Source organism: Bacillus sp. SSR7 (genome assembly GCF_055902415.1).
In genome coordinates, this window is record NZ_JBVVXV010000032.1 from 1 (window position 1) to 14,480 (window position 14,480).

The following is a 14,480-nucleotide window of genomic DNA, read 5'->3' on the forward strand; positions in this document are numbered from 1 at the left end:
ATCCCGTTATTCCTGTCGCTCCCGTTGGACCCGTTGATCCCGTTATTCCTGTCGCTCCCGTTGGACCCGTTGATCCCGTTATTCCTGTCGCCCCGGTTGGACCTGTTGCTCCTGTTATTCCTGTCGCTCCCGTTGGACCCGTTGATCCCGTTATTCCTGTCGCCCCGGTTGGACCTGTTGCTCCTGTTATTCCTGTCGCTCCCGTTGGACCTGTTGCTCCCGTTGATCCCGTTATTCCTGTCACTCCGGTTGGGCCTGTTGCTCCTGTTATTCCTGTCGCCCCAGTTGGACCTGTTGCTCCTGTTGCTCCTGTTGCTCCTGTTGCTCCTGTTGCTCCCGTCGGACCGGTTGGGCCTAGCTTAGGTACTGTCCCATCGCAACTAAAACAACACGAATCAACATGTACACCATTTTGATTATTACACTCACAATACCCATTTATATTATTGTGCCATGAAGACATGTTGATCCCTTCCTTCAAATTCAATCTTTTAAGTATAAGCAACAAATAAAAAACACCTATCAAATAACCCAGAATAACTTTACTCCGTACATTCTAATAATTATTACATGCGATTCTTACCCCTTTTGCTTGTACTTTTGCCTTCTTACTCAAACGAAATTCTTTTTCTTAATAAAACAGCTTGATGTTCTCGTACTTGGAGCACCTTATTTCTTATAGTTGATGAGGAAGAGTGGGAAGAAAGTCAATAAAAAAAGAGGCTTCTTGTTAGGAGGCCACTGAAAAAGTGGTTACTTTGAAAAATAACACGTATTTTATCAATATATTGAAATGAAAAAGGATCCCTCAACTGTAATATAGTAGGTTATCGGATCCTTTTTCTTATGAAGTGGCGTTTTTCAGTGCCCTCCTTGTTAGAAGTCTTCTTTTTTATTCGTTCTTATAGGCCAAAAGGAAACTATCTTTTTTTCACGAATGTAATCTATGAACATAACTAGGAGGGATAACAATGTACCAAACTATTGAAGGCTTCTTGCAATCATGGACATACGAGACTGAGTCTACTCAAAAAATGCTCGATGTACTAACAGATGAATCTTTGTCACAAGAAATCGCACCTGGGCACTGGACGTTAGGAAGAGTCGCTTGGCATATCGTGACGGCAATTCCTGTTATACTATCTGGCACAGGGCTAAAGTTTGAAGGAGAAACGAAAGATTATCCTGTTCCAACCTCTGCAAAAACAATTGCAGATGAATACCGTAAAGTAAACGCGGCTTTTGTTGAAACACTTCAAAATGAATGGACCGATAAAGACTTAGCTACTATTAACGACTTCTTTGGCCGCCCTATGCCAAATTCTATATTTTTAATGACACTTATCAATCATCAAAATCACCATCGCGGACAAATGACAGTTTTAATGCGCCAGGCTGGCTTAACAGTTCCTGGCGTATATGGTCCTGCAAAAGAAGAATGGGCTGCAGCTGGAATGGAAGCACCTAAAATGTAACTACAGAAAAAGACAAGGTGTTTACACATCTTGTCTTTTTCTGTAACTTGTTTCATGTGAAACTATTTTTTCTAAATGGTTGTTTTATGGAAAAGATAGGTTAAAATGAATAGATACTATGAAGAGGAGTAACCAAATTGAATACAAAGAATAAAAAAATAGCTCTGGGAACTATTTTATTAACTTCTATTATTGGAGTTATTAGTGTATCTCTTTATTTCACCTATTATGGTACCCCTTGGGGAAAACAAGCAGCAATTACGGAATCAAAAGAGTATATTACAAAACATTTTAATCTAGATGCAGAAGTCAAAAACACTTCTTACGACGCTAAAATGAATAGCTATGCAATCGCCTTTGAAACAAATAAAGACGGAGAGTTTACTATCGAATATAAAAGTCCTAATAACTTTAATATTTCTCCAGGAGTACAAGCGTATTTAAGTAAACACTCCAAATTTAAAGAGTAGTAACGAAGCATACATATACAAAAAAGAGTTGGTGTAACGCCAATTCTTTTTTTATTTATTTTTTTCAGACTGTTACATCTTCCCTCTCTATATTTTTAATGCCGTAATATGCAATCACCACTCCAATTGCTGCGAGTGCTAGTTGAAGGGGAAGAAAAGTTGCCGTAGAAAACGCCGGGTTGCTATTCATTGCAATTGATACAACGATAAGGGATGAAACAATTGTAGTTGGCACTGAACGTTTACGCATTCCGAAATATAGCGGGATTAAACTTATTCCCGCAGTTGCAATGGCTAAAGGAACCAGTTTTATTCCTTCTTGCACCAATTGATCTACTGTGAATGAATTAGGAAGAATTGAAAAATAACTATCTATCCCAAAGAAAATTCCTACTACTAAAATGTTAGATACAATAACTGTTATAAATGTTAATGTTGCTGTAATAACCAACTTACTAATCATCATTTTCTTCCGATTAATAGGATAAGAAAACATAAGTAGTATTGTTTTGTTTTTATATTCACCAATTATTAACCTTGCGATTAACACACTACCAAAAATAATAAATGTTGCTCTTACTAATGTACTAGCCATTAACAAAACCATCTGTGGATCTCTTATTTCTGGATCGCCTTCTATTTGAGAAACGATGCTCGTAAAGATCAGTAATACCAGTATAGCGATATTTGCAATACTCGCTCCCCTTACATACCATCCAAGCTTAAACTTCTTCATTTCTAGCTTCATAAGACGTAGCATACTAGTCCTCCTTTCATTTAAATTTTAATCGATATAAATTACCCCTGTTTTACTTAAAATCTCCACTTTGTTTTTTGCATCACCGATGGTTCCTGCTTTTATCTTTTCTGTATTTTTATCTTTCTTAAGTCCTTTTAAATCTATCATTACGTCAGACGAATTACTTTTAGCCGTAAGTTTCAATGAAGCTGGAACACCTTTATATCTTACGCCAATATCTCCTGACTTTGTTTCTATAAATAATGATTTTCCTTCTGTCATATCTTTTAGTAGGACTTCCCCAGACGTTGAAGTGATAATCATATTTTCGTTTTTTACATTTTTCACATAATTATCGCCAGTAGTAGACGTTATATTTACTTCTTGTAATGAGCTATCTTTTAACATTAAATCTCCACTTTCGGATGTGAATTCACCCTTCTCTGCCGATAGTCCTGTAATCATTTCATCTCCTGATTTGCCTTTCGTCACGATATTTTTTACTACTATATCGCTTATTTTCACATCTCCTGATTTATTATTTAATACAATTTTATCTATTTCTTTCTTCGGAATAGCTATACATATACTATTTTTCTTCCTAAACGTGAAACCATTAAAAAATCTGGTCGCCTTTTGTTTTTGCTTAATCACAATTTTATTTTCGTCATTTTCTATTTTGACGGGATCTATCTCTTTATCTACTTGTTCACCTTGAGCGGAAATTACTATTTTATTAGCGTCTGTACTTTTAAATTCAATATCCCAGTTTTCATTGTCTACTTCTATTTCTTTTATATGATTTATCTCAAAAGACTTTTCTTTCTTAAAATCTTTCCCCTGAAATACCTTAAAACCCAAAACCGCACTAGCAATTGTAATGAATAATATTGCAATTACTATTATTTTTTTCACCATTTATACCCCAGTTCATTTTTGTTTTAGGCTCGCTTCACGCCACATCGATCTTGTCGATTTTACGAAATGATAGATAACTAATGAAAATTCCTAATAAACAGAGCACGATTGGAATAGCTATAAAATCAAACATACTTACTTGACCGTTTCCAGCACCAACGTTACCACTAATCAGCATACCAATTATTACTGCCGAAGTTATCGTTGTCGGTGTCGATTTCTTTCTCATTCCAAAAAATAAAGGAATTAAGCTTATACCAGATATCATAAATGCACTTATAACAGTAGTTGGAACGGTAGCTATTATTTCGCCTATCGTAGCAGGTGTTTCAATCAGTCCCATCATTGGACTCACAAAATATACGAGCAAACTAATAATGAAAGTAGCGATAATCGTGCTCACAAAACAAAAACAAAAAACAATTGTTAATTTCGCACTCATTAACATTTTCCTTTGCAGCGGATACATAAATGATAGTTGCATCGTTTTATTCTTATACTCATCAATTACTAAACGTGATAAAATGACCGAACTAAAAATAATGAATGTTATTCTAATAAAAATATTTGCTAAAGCCATGTTCTGTGTGAAGTCAGAGAATAGCATGTCTTCCTCGGCTTTCATTCCCCATGCCATAAGGCTCACTACAGCGAAAATTGCTATAATACAAATTGCTACACTTTTAAAGTAACTAGATAATTGATGTTTCTTCCATTCGAGCTTCATTAATTTAAACATATAAACCACGCCTCCATTCTTTATATAACTTTCTCTACACTGCTAACATTCTAATTCCAGCCGTAACTACGCTTAACATTCCAATCACTAGTAAAATTAACAACCATTTCCGATCAGGTTTTCTATAATATAAAATCGCACTTATGAACATTACGATCAATCCACTTACTAGATTCACTAACAATCCATTAAGCATGAATGCCTTCTCCATCCATTACATTTAAGAAATATTCCTCTAAGGAACTATGTTTCTTATTCATACTTTCAATTTCCACATCGTTCATAATAAGCGCTTTTGAAATGGCTTGCTGAGACACTGCTGTATCATACACACGAATCATATTTCCGCTCATTATTTTATAATTTTTTATGCCGAGTTTATCTTCTAAAATATAAGCTGCACGCTTCACATCAGGAACAGTAATTTCAATGTACTCTGTTTGTTTTCCATTGATACTCTTCATTGAAACTTCTTTTATTAGTTTTCCATTTTGAATTACACCAATTGTATCCGCCATTAGTTCCATCTCACCTAAAATATGACTAGAAACTAATAATGTAATGCCATATTCTTTGCAAAGCATTTTAAATAAGTCTCTTAATTCTTTAATACCAATTGGATCTAAACCGTTAATTGGCTCATCTAAAATAAGTAGTTCTGGCTTTGTCATGATCGCCCTTGCAATACCAAGTCGTTGCTTCATACCTAATGAAAAATCTTTTACTTTTTTATTATCTATCCCTTGCAGCTTCACTAAATGTAAAGCATGGTCAATTGCGTTTTTATCGTAATAGCCCATATATTCACAATGTAATTCTAAATTTTCTTTCGCCGTTAATTTATCATAAAAGATTGGATATTCGATAATTGTCCCCATGCGCTTTAATACTTCATAAGATGTATCCGTTAACTTCTCACCGAAAATTTCAATATCACCGCTCGTCGGTTTTATTAAATTTGTAATCATTTTCATAATCGTTGTTTTACCAGCACCGTTTGGTCCTAAGAAACCGTATATCTCTCCTTTTTTCACATGCATGTTAACGCTAGAAATAACTTCTTTCCCTTTAAACACTTTCGTTAACTGATTCGTTTTTAATATATATGTCATGTCGTTTTCTCCTTTCGCACTACTTTATACTTCTATAATAGACAACAGAAATCTCTTTTTTCTTACCCGTTCCTTACAAATTCCTTACGCTGAAAAAAAGCTTGTAGAATCTACTTCTCTACAAGCTAAAACTGCATCTTTGTTAATACAATTGTAAAAATTGTTTTTTCATACGGCTTACTAAAAAGATGTATTTCTCCGTCCATCGCTTCTACAAGCCTTTTCGTAATCGTTAAACCTAGACCGCTTCCTTGGTACAATCTATTTCTGGAATCTTCAAGTGTGTACATACGCTCAAACACTTTATCAATATGAGATTCATCAATTCCTTTTCCTGTATCCCATACGTCTATATACACATTCGTTTCATCATCTCTTAACGTCATACCGAGCGTCTTTCCATCATCTCCATATGTAATTGCATTTGATATTAAATTATTCAATACTCTACCTAATACTTCTACATTTCCAAGTGCATATATATTTTTTTCTGGTATATTAATATGAACATGAAAACCTTTCGTCGTCACTAAATCATAAAAAGATAAAATTTTCTCACGGCAAACTTCATTCATATTTACTTTTGTCATCTCGATTGCCTTGTCACCAGATTCTAGTTTTGCTAAATCAAAAAACTTATGAATCAATTCCATTACTTCTAGTGTTTTCACATGCACCTTTTCAAGTAAGATTTGTTGTTCTTCTTTATTTATCGTTTTATCCTTATTTAACATTTCTGTATATCCAAGAATAACTGTTAATGGTGTTTTCAAGTCATGTGAAATATTTGAAAGCATTTTTCTCATCGAAATTTCTACTTTCGCATGATCTGCATTCGTTTTCTGTTTCGCATCTAACAATTGATTAATTGCCACTAACAACTTTTGCAATTCTAGATCATCTGTCATAACGAGTAACTTCTCGCCTGTTTTTTCATTAACAATACTTTCTAATTTTTCATATGTGTATCGCAAATTTTTGCTACTATTTTTCCTCATTTTATATTGTATATAAATGACACATAACAATATAAAAATAATACCTATTAACAAATTGACCATATTACATCACTTCCAGCTTATAACCGATACCCCATAACGTTTTAATGTATTCTGGATTAGATGGATCACTTTCGATTTTCTCACGCAATCTTCTCATATGGACATTAATAACGTTATCGTCACCGTAATACTCTTCGTTCCAAACTAGCGTATATATTTGTGCTTTTGTAAATACACGATTTTGATTCTTTACAAACAGTTTTAAAATCTCAAATTCTTTTAAAGTAAGCTTGAGAGGCTTCCCGTTTTTTTCCACAGTAAAATTAATTGGATCGATTGTTAAATCACCAATTTGAATCACCTTTTCTGTTGTTTCTGTAGCTGAATATTTCGTAGACCGCCGAATACCTGCTTTTACACGGGCAGCTAATTCAATCATAGAAAACGGCTTACAAATGTAATCATCTGCTCCTAGTCCTAATCCAACAGCTTTATCAACATCTGTATCTTTTGCCGACATCATTAAAATCGGTACTGCACTCTTCTCGCGAATAATGCGCACAACTTCTAATCCGTCTAACTTCGGCATCATAATGTCGAGGATGATCAAATCAAATGAACCTTTTAAATATGTGCTCACGCCTTCCTCTCCATCAGACGCGATTGTAACTTGAAAGCCCTCTTTTATTAAATACTTTTCCACCATCTCTTGAATTGAAATATCATCTTCCACTAATAAAATATGATGTGACATATGTCCATCCCCTTTTTTACAAACATTAACATTTTAATTGTATCGTAACTACTACAGACTGGAAACAATTATATGAATTTTCAAACCAACTTCCCTTCCTTCCATAACAATGATATGATGAAATTTACTACGATAGTTCATAATTAACTTTATATAAAGGAGACTTATCATGTCAGAAAACAAAAAAGTAAGCTTAGCTGATTTAATGCGTGAACAACTTGCAAAGAAAAAGCAAGGTAACGGTAATGGTCAAAATACAAAAAACCAAAGCCAAGAAACAAAAAAACTACAAAACCAACAAACGAAGAAAACAAACAACCAACGTAGACGTACAGGTGTATAAATGAACGGACAAAAACGTTCTAATATCGTACCCGGCCTTGAAGTTGATATTGTATTAAAACAAGATCAACGCACAGGCAAATTAACACGTGGCATTGTAAAAGATATTTTAACAAACTCCCCTTCTCATCCGCATGGCATTAAAGTGCGCTTACAAGACGGGCAAGTCGGCAGAGTACAAAATATCGTTCAATAAAAAAAGGAGCTCAACTAAACTCGAGCTCCTTTTTTTATTACCCTTTAATTTTCTCAATGAAAACTACTTTTAAATAGTCTCCTTCTTTAAATTGATCAATGGTACGGAAATCTTCTGGTAAAGAATGTTCTTCTAATATTTTATATTTGCCATTCATTTCTTTAAATGCTGTATCGATAAAGCCTTTAAACTTTTTCATATCGAATGCGCTACAATTTGTAGAAGCAACGATAATTCCGTTATTTTCTGTAATGGCAATTGTTTCTTTTAATAAGTTTTTATAATCTTTCGCTGCACTAAATGTATATTTTTTTGAACGCGCAAAGCTTGGAGGATCTAATACAACCATATCAAATTTCATCTTTTTCTTCGCTGCATATTTGAAGTACAGAAATACATCTTCTACAATAATATCTTGCGCTTCATAATCAATTTCATTTACACTAAACTGCTCAATCGTTTTACTTAAGCTACGATTTGCAAGGTCGACACTCGTCGTTTTGCTCGCTCCACCAAGCGCTGCAAATACAGAAAAGGCACCTGTATAAGAGAACATATTTAACACTGTTCTTCCCTTTGCATATTTATCACGAATTTGTTTTCGCACGTTACGCTGATCTAAAAATACCCCAACCATCGCTCCGTCATTTAAATAAACAGCGAAGTTCACACCATTCTCTTTTACGATAAGCGGGAACTCACCGCGCTCTCCTGCTACGAAATCATCGCCTTCAATGTATTTCCCTTTCGTATCAAAACGCTTCTTCTCATAAATACCTTTAAAGTTTGCTACTTTTTGAAGAGCTGCTATAATCTCATCTCTGAAAGTATAAATCCCTTCACTATACCAGCTCACTACATAATAGCCGTCATAATAATCGATGATTAAGCCTCCAAGCCCATCACCTTCACCGTTTAGGGCGCGGAATGCTGTCGTATCACTTGATTTGTAAAATTGCTTTCGTTTATGTAAGGCAGATTTAATTTTACTTTCAAAGAAAGATTGATTAATTTGTTCACTCTCTTTTCTCGTTAAAATCCAGCCGTATCCTTTATTTTGTTTTCCATAATAACCTTTTCCGACAAAGTGGTTTTTCTCATCTACCACTTTGATGATTGTTCCTTCTTCCTGAACATCATTTAAATTTTGAATCGCATCTTTTAAAATAAGCGGGTATCCACTTTTAATTTCTTTTATAAATTTCGGTTTTATTTTTACAGTTACTTCTGATCGCATATAAAAACTTCCTTTCCATTTGCATGCTTTCTCTATAGGAAGCATTTGAAAAACGAGGCTGAAAAAACAGCCTCGTTTCACTATACCATATTATTGCTTTGCTAGTACAACTCACTCATTCTCTCGCTTAACCGCCACCTATTTACTACATTTTGAAATGGAAATCTTACTGTCCAACATAATAGAAAAAATACTTATATATTTCATATTTACCATTGACAATGATAATGATTTTCATTATCATTTAATGTATATGAGTTCTCGAAAATAAAGGCTACAACTTATAGGAGGAATAAATATGATTATTGTTACAAATACAGCTAAAATTAAAAAGGGAAATGGACATAAATTAATTGATCGTTTTAATAAAGTAGGTCAAGTCGAAACAATGCCAGGATTTTTAGGATTAGAAGTTCTTCTAACGCAAAATACAGTTGATTATGACGAGGTAACCATTAGCACACGCTGGAATGCAAAAGAAGATTTCCAAGGTTGGACGAAGAGCTCAGCATTTAAAGATGCTCACTCACATCAAGGTGGAATGCCCGATTATATTCTCGACAATAAAATCTCTTACTATGATGTAAAAGTTGTACGTATGCCGATGGCTGCAGCACAGTAAACATATTTCTTTTTTAAAGTATAGAATATGAGAAACGTAACCACTTCTTATATTCTATACTTTTTTTACTGTCTTTTTACTAGTTTCGCATGTACGACTAATCTTCCTGCTTCTGGATCAAGTGCATAGTCACATGTAGAAAGTGTTATAATTTCATCATTAGCCGTCAATTTCGTATCCGTTTTGTAAAGGGACTTATGTTGAATTTGCTTTAAGAACGCTGTATACGCTGCATCGCTTTCAAAATCCGTTTCAATGTAATAAAAGTCCGTCGTTGTCGTATATACTGAAAAAACTTCAACGTCGTATCCTTCAAATAATGTATCGTAATACAATTTACGATGGGACATGAAGAAATCTTCATCCAACATCTTTTTTAAACTTCCAAACATAGAACCGTCCTTCATACGATGACCATATAAAATAGTATTTCGGTTTTGAGATTTCACATCATTACGATAATCCATAAAAATACTTCCCGCTCTCATATCCTCGCCTTTGTAATTACGAAATAAATAGTAATCATTATCCTTCGCTTGAACGATTGGATAATTGATTTGTGTATCATCCATCGTAATCCATCCCACTATTTCTGGATTAATTTTTTGGAGAGCTTGAAACTGTTTACGTACTTCCCCATCTTCTGATTTTTCTTCCATTGGACTTCTCTTATAAATATGTTGCGCTTCAGCCATTACTTTACGATTTTCATAATAATCCATGAAAATCCCACCCAATTCATACAATGAATAGAAAAAGATTCCTAAAAATACAATTGTAAGTATTCGTTGAAAAAAAGAATTCTTTTTCCGTTCTTTCTTACTATTCAAATTATCACCTCAAAACGGATTATGCCCAGCCTTTAAATTCCCATTGGTACCATGTATAACCCTGTATCTTCGTCTTGTTTTACAACGACATCTACACCATATATTGCTTTAACCATTTCTTCTGTTATTACCTCATTAGGATTACCTTTCGTAACAATTTCCCCATCTTTCATAACGATAATATGATCACTATAACGAATGGCTTGATTAATATCATGTAGTACCATCACAATCGTTAATCCATACACTTCATTTAACTCTTTCACTAACTCTAATATTTCTAGCTGATAATAAATATCTAAATATGTTGTCGGTTCATCTAAGAAAAGCATTGGTGTACTTTGAGCTAATGTCATCGCGATCCAAACTCGCTGTCTCTCTCCGCCCGATAAAGCATGAATTGGCTTTTCACGCTTACTTTGCAAATTCGTACATGTTAGTGCACGCTCAATTGCTTCTCTATCTTCATCAGTTTGCGAAGAAAAAACATTTTTATATGGCATACGTCCAAAGCTTATTAGTTTTTCCACTGTAATATCTGCTGGTGCCTCATTTTGTTGATGGACAACAGCTAACTTTCTAGCAAACTCTTTCGGTTTATACTCACTAATCGCTTTTCCATCAAGTATTACTTCCCCACTATTAGGAGCATGATTTCTAGACATAACACCAAGTAATGTTGATTTCCCGCAACCATTCGGACCAATGATTGTTGTAATTTTCCCAATTTCTATTTCACTACTAACAGACTTTAAACGATTTGTTATATTATCGTATGAAAAGGTTACATTTTTAATTTCCATGAACTTTATCACTCTTTCTAAGCAAGAATATTAAGAATGGCCCACCAATGACCGCCATAATGGTTGCTGCTGGAATTTCATTAGGTGGCACAATTAACCTTCCAATCGTATCCGCCGTCAAAATTAATAACGCTCCTGCAAGTGCAGAAAATGGAATCAACACTTTATGGTCTGAACCAACTAGTTGTCTTGAAATATGCGGAACAAGTAATCCTACGAAAGCAATAACACCTGCAATCGCTGTTGATACGGCCGCTAAAAGTACTGCAATAGCAGAGATAATAAGACGAACTCTCGTCACGTGCAAGCCTAAGTTTTTCGCAGTCTTATCTTGTAGTGATAATAAGTTACACCTAGCTCCTACGAACAGAGCAAGAATAAGACCAATTGTTCCATACGTAACCATTATTTCTACATCGCCCCACGTCTTCATCGTTATATTAGAAGTCGTCGTTTGCTTAATACTCTTTATGAAATATCCGCAAATCGTAATGAACGATTCATTTAATCCAGTGAACATCGCATTAATAGCTATACCAACTAAAATAATGCGAAGTGGACTTAACCCTGACTTCCATGAAAAGGCATAAACGAGATAACATGCAAACGCACCACCTAAAAAGGCGAATACGGGTGTCCAGAAAAAGAATTGCGGGAACAATGTAATAATAACGAGTGTCATAAAACTAGCTCCTGAAGATATACCGATTACCCCAGCATCGGCGAGTGGATTTTTCATAACAGCTTGAAAAAGTACACCTGAAACAGCGAGAGCCGCTCCAGTGAACAACGCAATAATAATACGCGGGAAACGTAAATCTTTAATGACTTCAACATCTTCATTTCCACCTGTAAATATCCCTTGTACAAGTTCAACAATACCTACTTCTAAACTCCCTTTCATTGCTGACAATGATGTCATAACAATAAGCAATGCAGTAACAATGAGGAAACTCCAAGTTTTTTTATTCATTCCACTCTTCCTTTATATTAAAATGCATCACGGATACATCATTTTTTTCAATTCATCTAACGCTTCAATTGCTGCTAAATTGCCTGTCGTTCCAAATAAACGCTCTTCTAAATCGTAAACACGGTTATTTTTAACTGCCGCAAAATGTTTCCAAATATCATTTGTTTTAAATTCTTTATCAAACATTTTTACAACTTCATCAGGCATACCATGAGCTGCTCGTAAAATAATATCTGGATCAGCTTTCTTTAAATACTCTGTATTAGAAGCTAAATATTCTACTTGTTCACCTTGCACAATATTTTTACCACCTAGTTGTTTCACTAAATCTCCAATATAAGAATGCTCTGTTGCTACTAAATAACTTCCCGGCACACCTAATAAAATAAGCACTGTCGGTTCTTTCTTTCCTTTTACTTCCTTTTGAAGGCTAGCAACCTTTTTATCTAATTTAGTTACTACTGCTTCGGCCTGTTTTTCACGCCCATATTTCTTACCTAAATCGCTAATAGAACTTTGCATATTTTTCAAACTCGTTAAATCTAAAAAGTTTGCTTTCATGCCCACGCCATCAAAAACCGGCTTTAATTCATATTCAAGTGTTGTCACAGATAACACTTCTGACGGCTTTAATGATTTTACCTTTTCCATATCAGGACTCATCGGATTCCCGACTTCAGCTAAACCTTTATATCTCTTTGGTAAATCTTTCGTACTCGTTGGCACACCAACTAAATCTACTTCTAACGCATCCATAATTTCAGTAACAGCAACTGTCGTTGCAACAATTCGCTCTTTACTCTCACTCTTTACCTGCTTCGGTGTTTCTTTTTTTGGTGATGAGCACCCAGCTATACTCATTAACAGAATGATAGCCATTAGCACACTTGCGATTTTCTTCACTCTCAATCACCACTCCTTTCCAAACAATATGAAACAAGTCTTGATGCGCCCGAAAACGTATCAAGACTCCAACAATTACAATCTACCAGCTCTATATTTACGAACTAGTAAAGCAAGTGACCCAAGCAGTAGCACCATGTATAAACCTAGTTGTGCTGTATCTGCCGTTTTTGAGTTTTTTTCTTTTTTCACATCATTATTTGTAGCTTCATTTTTCTTCTTACCATCTGCATTTCGGTTAAAATCAGGCGTAGCAATTGTTTTTACATTATCTACTTTCGGCGTAATTACCGGATTTTTCGGTTCATTCTTCGGCTCTTCTTTTACCGTTCCTACAGCACCAATCTTCGTCGTATCAAATTGAATTTGTACGTCGTAGAAGTGATGGTAGTTCATTGAATCGATATCTACTTTTACCTTTGCATTTAATTTTGCAAATAAATCATTAGCTTCAAATTCTACGACTCTTGTATTTGTGGCCTTATCTTCACTTACTACTTTTGCATCTGCAAATCCACCATTCTTTTCCGTTTGGAATTTTGTAATCCATTCACTATTTTTTAGTGTCATTGCAATATACTTCTTACCATCTTTCACCGTTAACCTTGCTGGACTTACAACATATTGATTCATCATTGAAATTTCTTCAGTCTTATCTTTTAACACTTTAAAAGCAATATCGTACTGACCGTCTTTTAAATTTTTCGGATCAACTGTTGGATTTTCATTTAGATTATTCGTTCCATCTTGGTTATTGCTTCCACCTTGATTATTGTTATCATCTTGGTTGTTACTTCCATCTTGATTGTCGTTTCCACCTTGATTCCTGTTATCACCTTGGTTATTGTCTCCACCCTGGTTACCTAAAGCTTGAATACTATTTTTATCAAATACAAATTGAATATCGTAAAAATGATGATAATTCATCGCATCAATATCCACTTTCACTTTTGCATTTAACTTTTTCGATAAATCATCTACTTCCACTTCTACTACTCTTGTATCTTGCTCTTTATTTGCACCTAATACTTTCGCATCGATGAACGCACCATTCTTTTCAAACTCAAATTTTGTAATCCATGAGCTATTTGTTAATGTAAAGGATACATATTTCTTACCATCTTTTACTTTCAAGATACCTGGACTCTTCGTATACGTGTTCATCATTGAAATTTCTTCTGTTTGATCTTTTAACACTTTAAAACCGATACTATATTCACCGTCTTTAAGAGCGTTTGGATCAATGGTTGTGTTATTGTCTTGATTATTGTTTCCGCCTTGGTTGTTGTTTCCACCTTGGTTATTGTTTCTGCCTTGGTTGTCGTTTCCGCCTTGGTTGTCGTTTCCGCCTTGGTTGTCGTTTCCG

At 34.7% G+C, this 14,480-nt stretch carries 18 protein-coding genes and 1 pseudogene; 5 read left to right on the forward strand and 14 right to left on the reverse strand.

Annotation, left to right across the window (positions count from 1 at the left end; genetic code table 11):
- Positions 1-463 (reverse strand): annotated as a pseudogene (locus tag AC0NJG_RS28150) (collagen-like protein); the annotation flags it as partial.
- 508 nt (positions 464-971) lie between these two features.
- On the opposite strand from AC0NJG_RS28150, the gene AC0NJG_RS28155 reads away from it, so the two are divergent.
- Positions 972-1,475: a DinB family protein gene (locus AC0NJG_RS28155; RefSeq protein WP_087954163.1), complete on the forward strand. Its 504-nt coding sequence runs from the start codon at positions 972-974 to the stop codon at positions 1,473-1,475.
- A 137-nt stretch (positions 1,476-1,612) separates the two neighbouring features.
- Positions 1,613-1,945, forward strand: a complete 333-nt coding sequence (locus AC0NJG_RS28160) for a YfjL-like protein (protein WP_087954162.1) — start codon at positions 1,613-1,615, stop codon at positions 1,943-1,945.
- A gap of 64 nt (positions 1,946-2,009) precedes the next feature.
- Here the strand turns inward: AC0NJG_RS28160 and AC0NJG_RS28165 are convergent, their stop codons facing one another.
- The 7 genes from AC0NJG_RS28165 to AC0NJG_RS28195 all read right to left on the reverse strand — a co-directional run bounded on the left by AC0NJG_RS28165 (position 2,010) and on the right by AC0NJG_RS28195 (position 7,208).
- Positions 2,010-2,705 (reverse strand): ABC transporter permease, encoded by a 696-nt coding sequence (locus AC0NJG_RS28165; RefSeq protein WP_087954161.1) that lies wholly within the window; start codon positions 2,703-2,705, stop codon positions 2,010-2,012.
- Between the two features lie 24 nt (positions 2,706-2,729).
- A complete protein-coding gene (locus AC0NJG_RS28170; protein WP_140168707.1) occupies positions 2,730-3,602 on the reverse strand; it encodes a DUF4097 family beta strand repeat-containing protein in 873 nt (290 codons plus the stop codon).
- Positions 3,603-3,636: 34 nt separating this feature from the next.
- Positions 3,637-4,341: an ABC transporter permease gene (locus AC0NJG_RS28175; RefSeq protein WP_087954159.1), complete on the reverse strand. Its 705-nt coding sequence runs from the start codon at positions 4,339-4,341 to the stop codon at positions 3,637-3,639.
- A 34-nt stretch (positions 4,342-4,375) separates the two neighbouring features.
- Entirely contained in the window at positions 4,376-4,537 is a 162-nt protein-coding gene (locus tag AC0NJG_RS28180; protein WP_176364547.1) for a hypothetical protein, read from the reverse strand.
- Positions 4,530-5,453 (reverse strand): ABC transporter ATP-binding protein, encoded by a 924-nt coding sequence (locus tag AC0NJG_RS28185; protein WP_087954157.1) that lies wholly within the window; start codon positions 5,451-5,453, stop codon positions 4,530-4,532. Before AC0NJG_RS28185 ends, AC0NJG_RS28180 begins: the two co-directional genes overlap by 8 nt.
- Positions 5,454-5,578: 125 nt before the next feature.
- Positions 5,579-6,514 (reverse strand): HAMP domain-containing histidine kinase, encoded by a 936-nt coding sequence (locus tag AC0NJG_RS28190; protein WP_087954156.1) that lies wholly within the window; start codon positions 6,512-6,514, stop codon positions 5,579-5,581.
- Position 6,515: 1 nt separating this feature from the next.
- Positions 6,516-7,208 (reverse strand): response regulator transcription factor, encoded by a 693-nt coding sequence (locus AC0NJG_RS28195; protein WP_429681239.1) that lies wholly within the window; start codon positions 7,206-7,208, stop codon positions 6,516-6,518.
- A 169-nt stretch (positions 7,209-7,377) separates the two neighbouring features.
- Between AC0NJG_RS28195 and AC0NJG_RS28200 the strand changes: the two genes are divergently transcribed.
- Both AC0NJG_RS28200 and AC0NJG_RS28205 read left to right on the forward strand, forming a co-directional pair.
- Positions 7,378-7,551 carry a hypothetical protein gene (locus AC0NJG_RS28200; protein ID WP_001293581.1) on the forward strand — a complete coding sequence of 58 codons (174 nt, stop codon included), beginning with the start codon at positions 7,378-7,380 and terminating at the stop codon, positions 7,549-7,551.
- A complete protein-coding gene (locus tag AC0NJG_RS28205) occupies positions 7,552-7,746 on the forward strand; it encodes a YwbE family protein (protein ID WP_048544297.1) in 195 nt (64 codons plus the stop codon). It abuts the gene before it with no gap.
- Between the two features lie 37 nt (positions 7,747-7,783).
- On the opposite strand, the gene AC0NJG_RS28210 is transcribed toward AC0NJG_RS28205, so the two are convergent.
- Positions 7,784-8,983 carry a class I SAM-dependent rRNA methyltransferase gene (locus AC0NJG_RS28210; protein WP_001255955.1) on the reverse strand — a complete coding sequence of 400 codons (1,200 nt, stop codon included), beginning with the start codon at positions 8,981-8,983 and terminating at the stop codon, positions 7,784-7,786.
- Between the two features lie 298 nt (positions 8,984-9,281).
- Between AC0NJG_RS28210 and isdG the strand changes: the two genes are divergently transcribed.
- Positions 9,282-9,605: a heme oxygenase gene (gene isdG, locus AC0NJG_RS28215; protein ID WP_087954154.1), complete on the forward strand. Its 324-nt coding sequence runs from the start codon at positions 9,282-9,284 to the stop codon at positions 9,603-9,605.
- 65 nt (positions 9,606-9,670) lie between these two features.
- Here isdG and srtB read toward each other — a convergent pair whose 3' ends face one another.
- The 5 genes from srtB to AC0NJG_RS28240 all read right to left on the reverse strand — a co-directional run.
- Positions 9,671-10,435, reverse strand: coding sequence for a class B sortase (srtB, locus tag AC0NJG_RS28220; protein ID WP_087954153.1), 765 nt, complete (start codon positions 10,433-10,435; stop codon positions 9,671-9,673).
- Between the two features lie 32 nt (positions 10,436-10,467).
- Positions 10,468-11,238 carry an ABC transporter ATP-binding protein gene (locus AC0NJG_RS28225; protein ID WP_087954152.1) on the reverse strand — a complete coding sequence of 257 codons (771 nt, stop codon included), beginning with the start codon at positions 11,236-11,238 and terminating at the stop codon, positions 10,468-10,470.
- Positions 11,228-12,211, reverse strand: coding sequence for a FecCD family ABC transporter permease (locus AC0NJG_RS28230; protein ID WP_474063678.1), 984 nt, complete (start codon positions 12,209-12,211; stop codon positions 11,228-11,230). Before AC0NJG_RS28230 ends, AC0NJG_RS28225 begins: the two co-directional genes overlap by 11 nt.
- A gap of 27 nt (positions 12,212-12,238) precedes the next feature.
- Complete coding sequence (isdE, locus tag AC0NJG_RS28235) at positions 12,239-13,120, reverse strand: heme ABC transporter substrate-binding protein IsdE (RefSeq protein ID WP_140168706.1); 882 nt, start codon at positions 13,118-13,120, stop codon at positions 12,239-12,241.
- A 69-nt stretch (positions 13,121-13,189) separates the two neighbouring features.
- Positions 13,190-14,480: NEAT domain-containing protein (locus AC0NJG_RS28240; RefSeq protein WP_474063679.1), on the reverse strand; the 1,291-nt coding region annotated here is incomplete at its 5' end.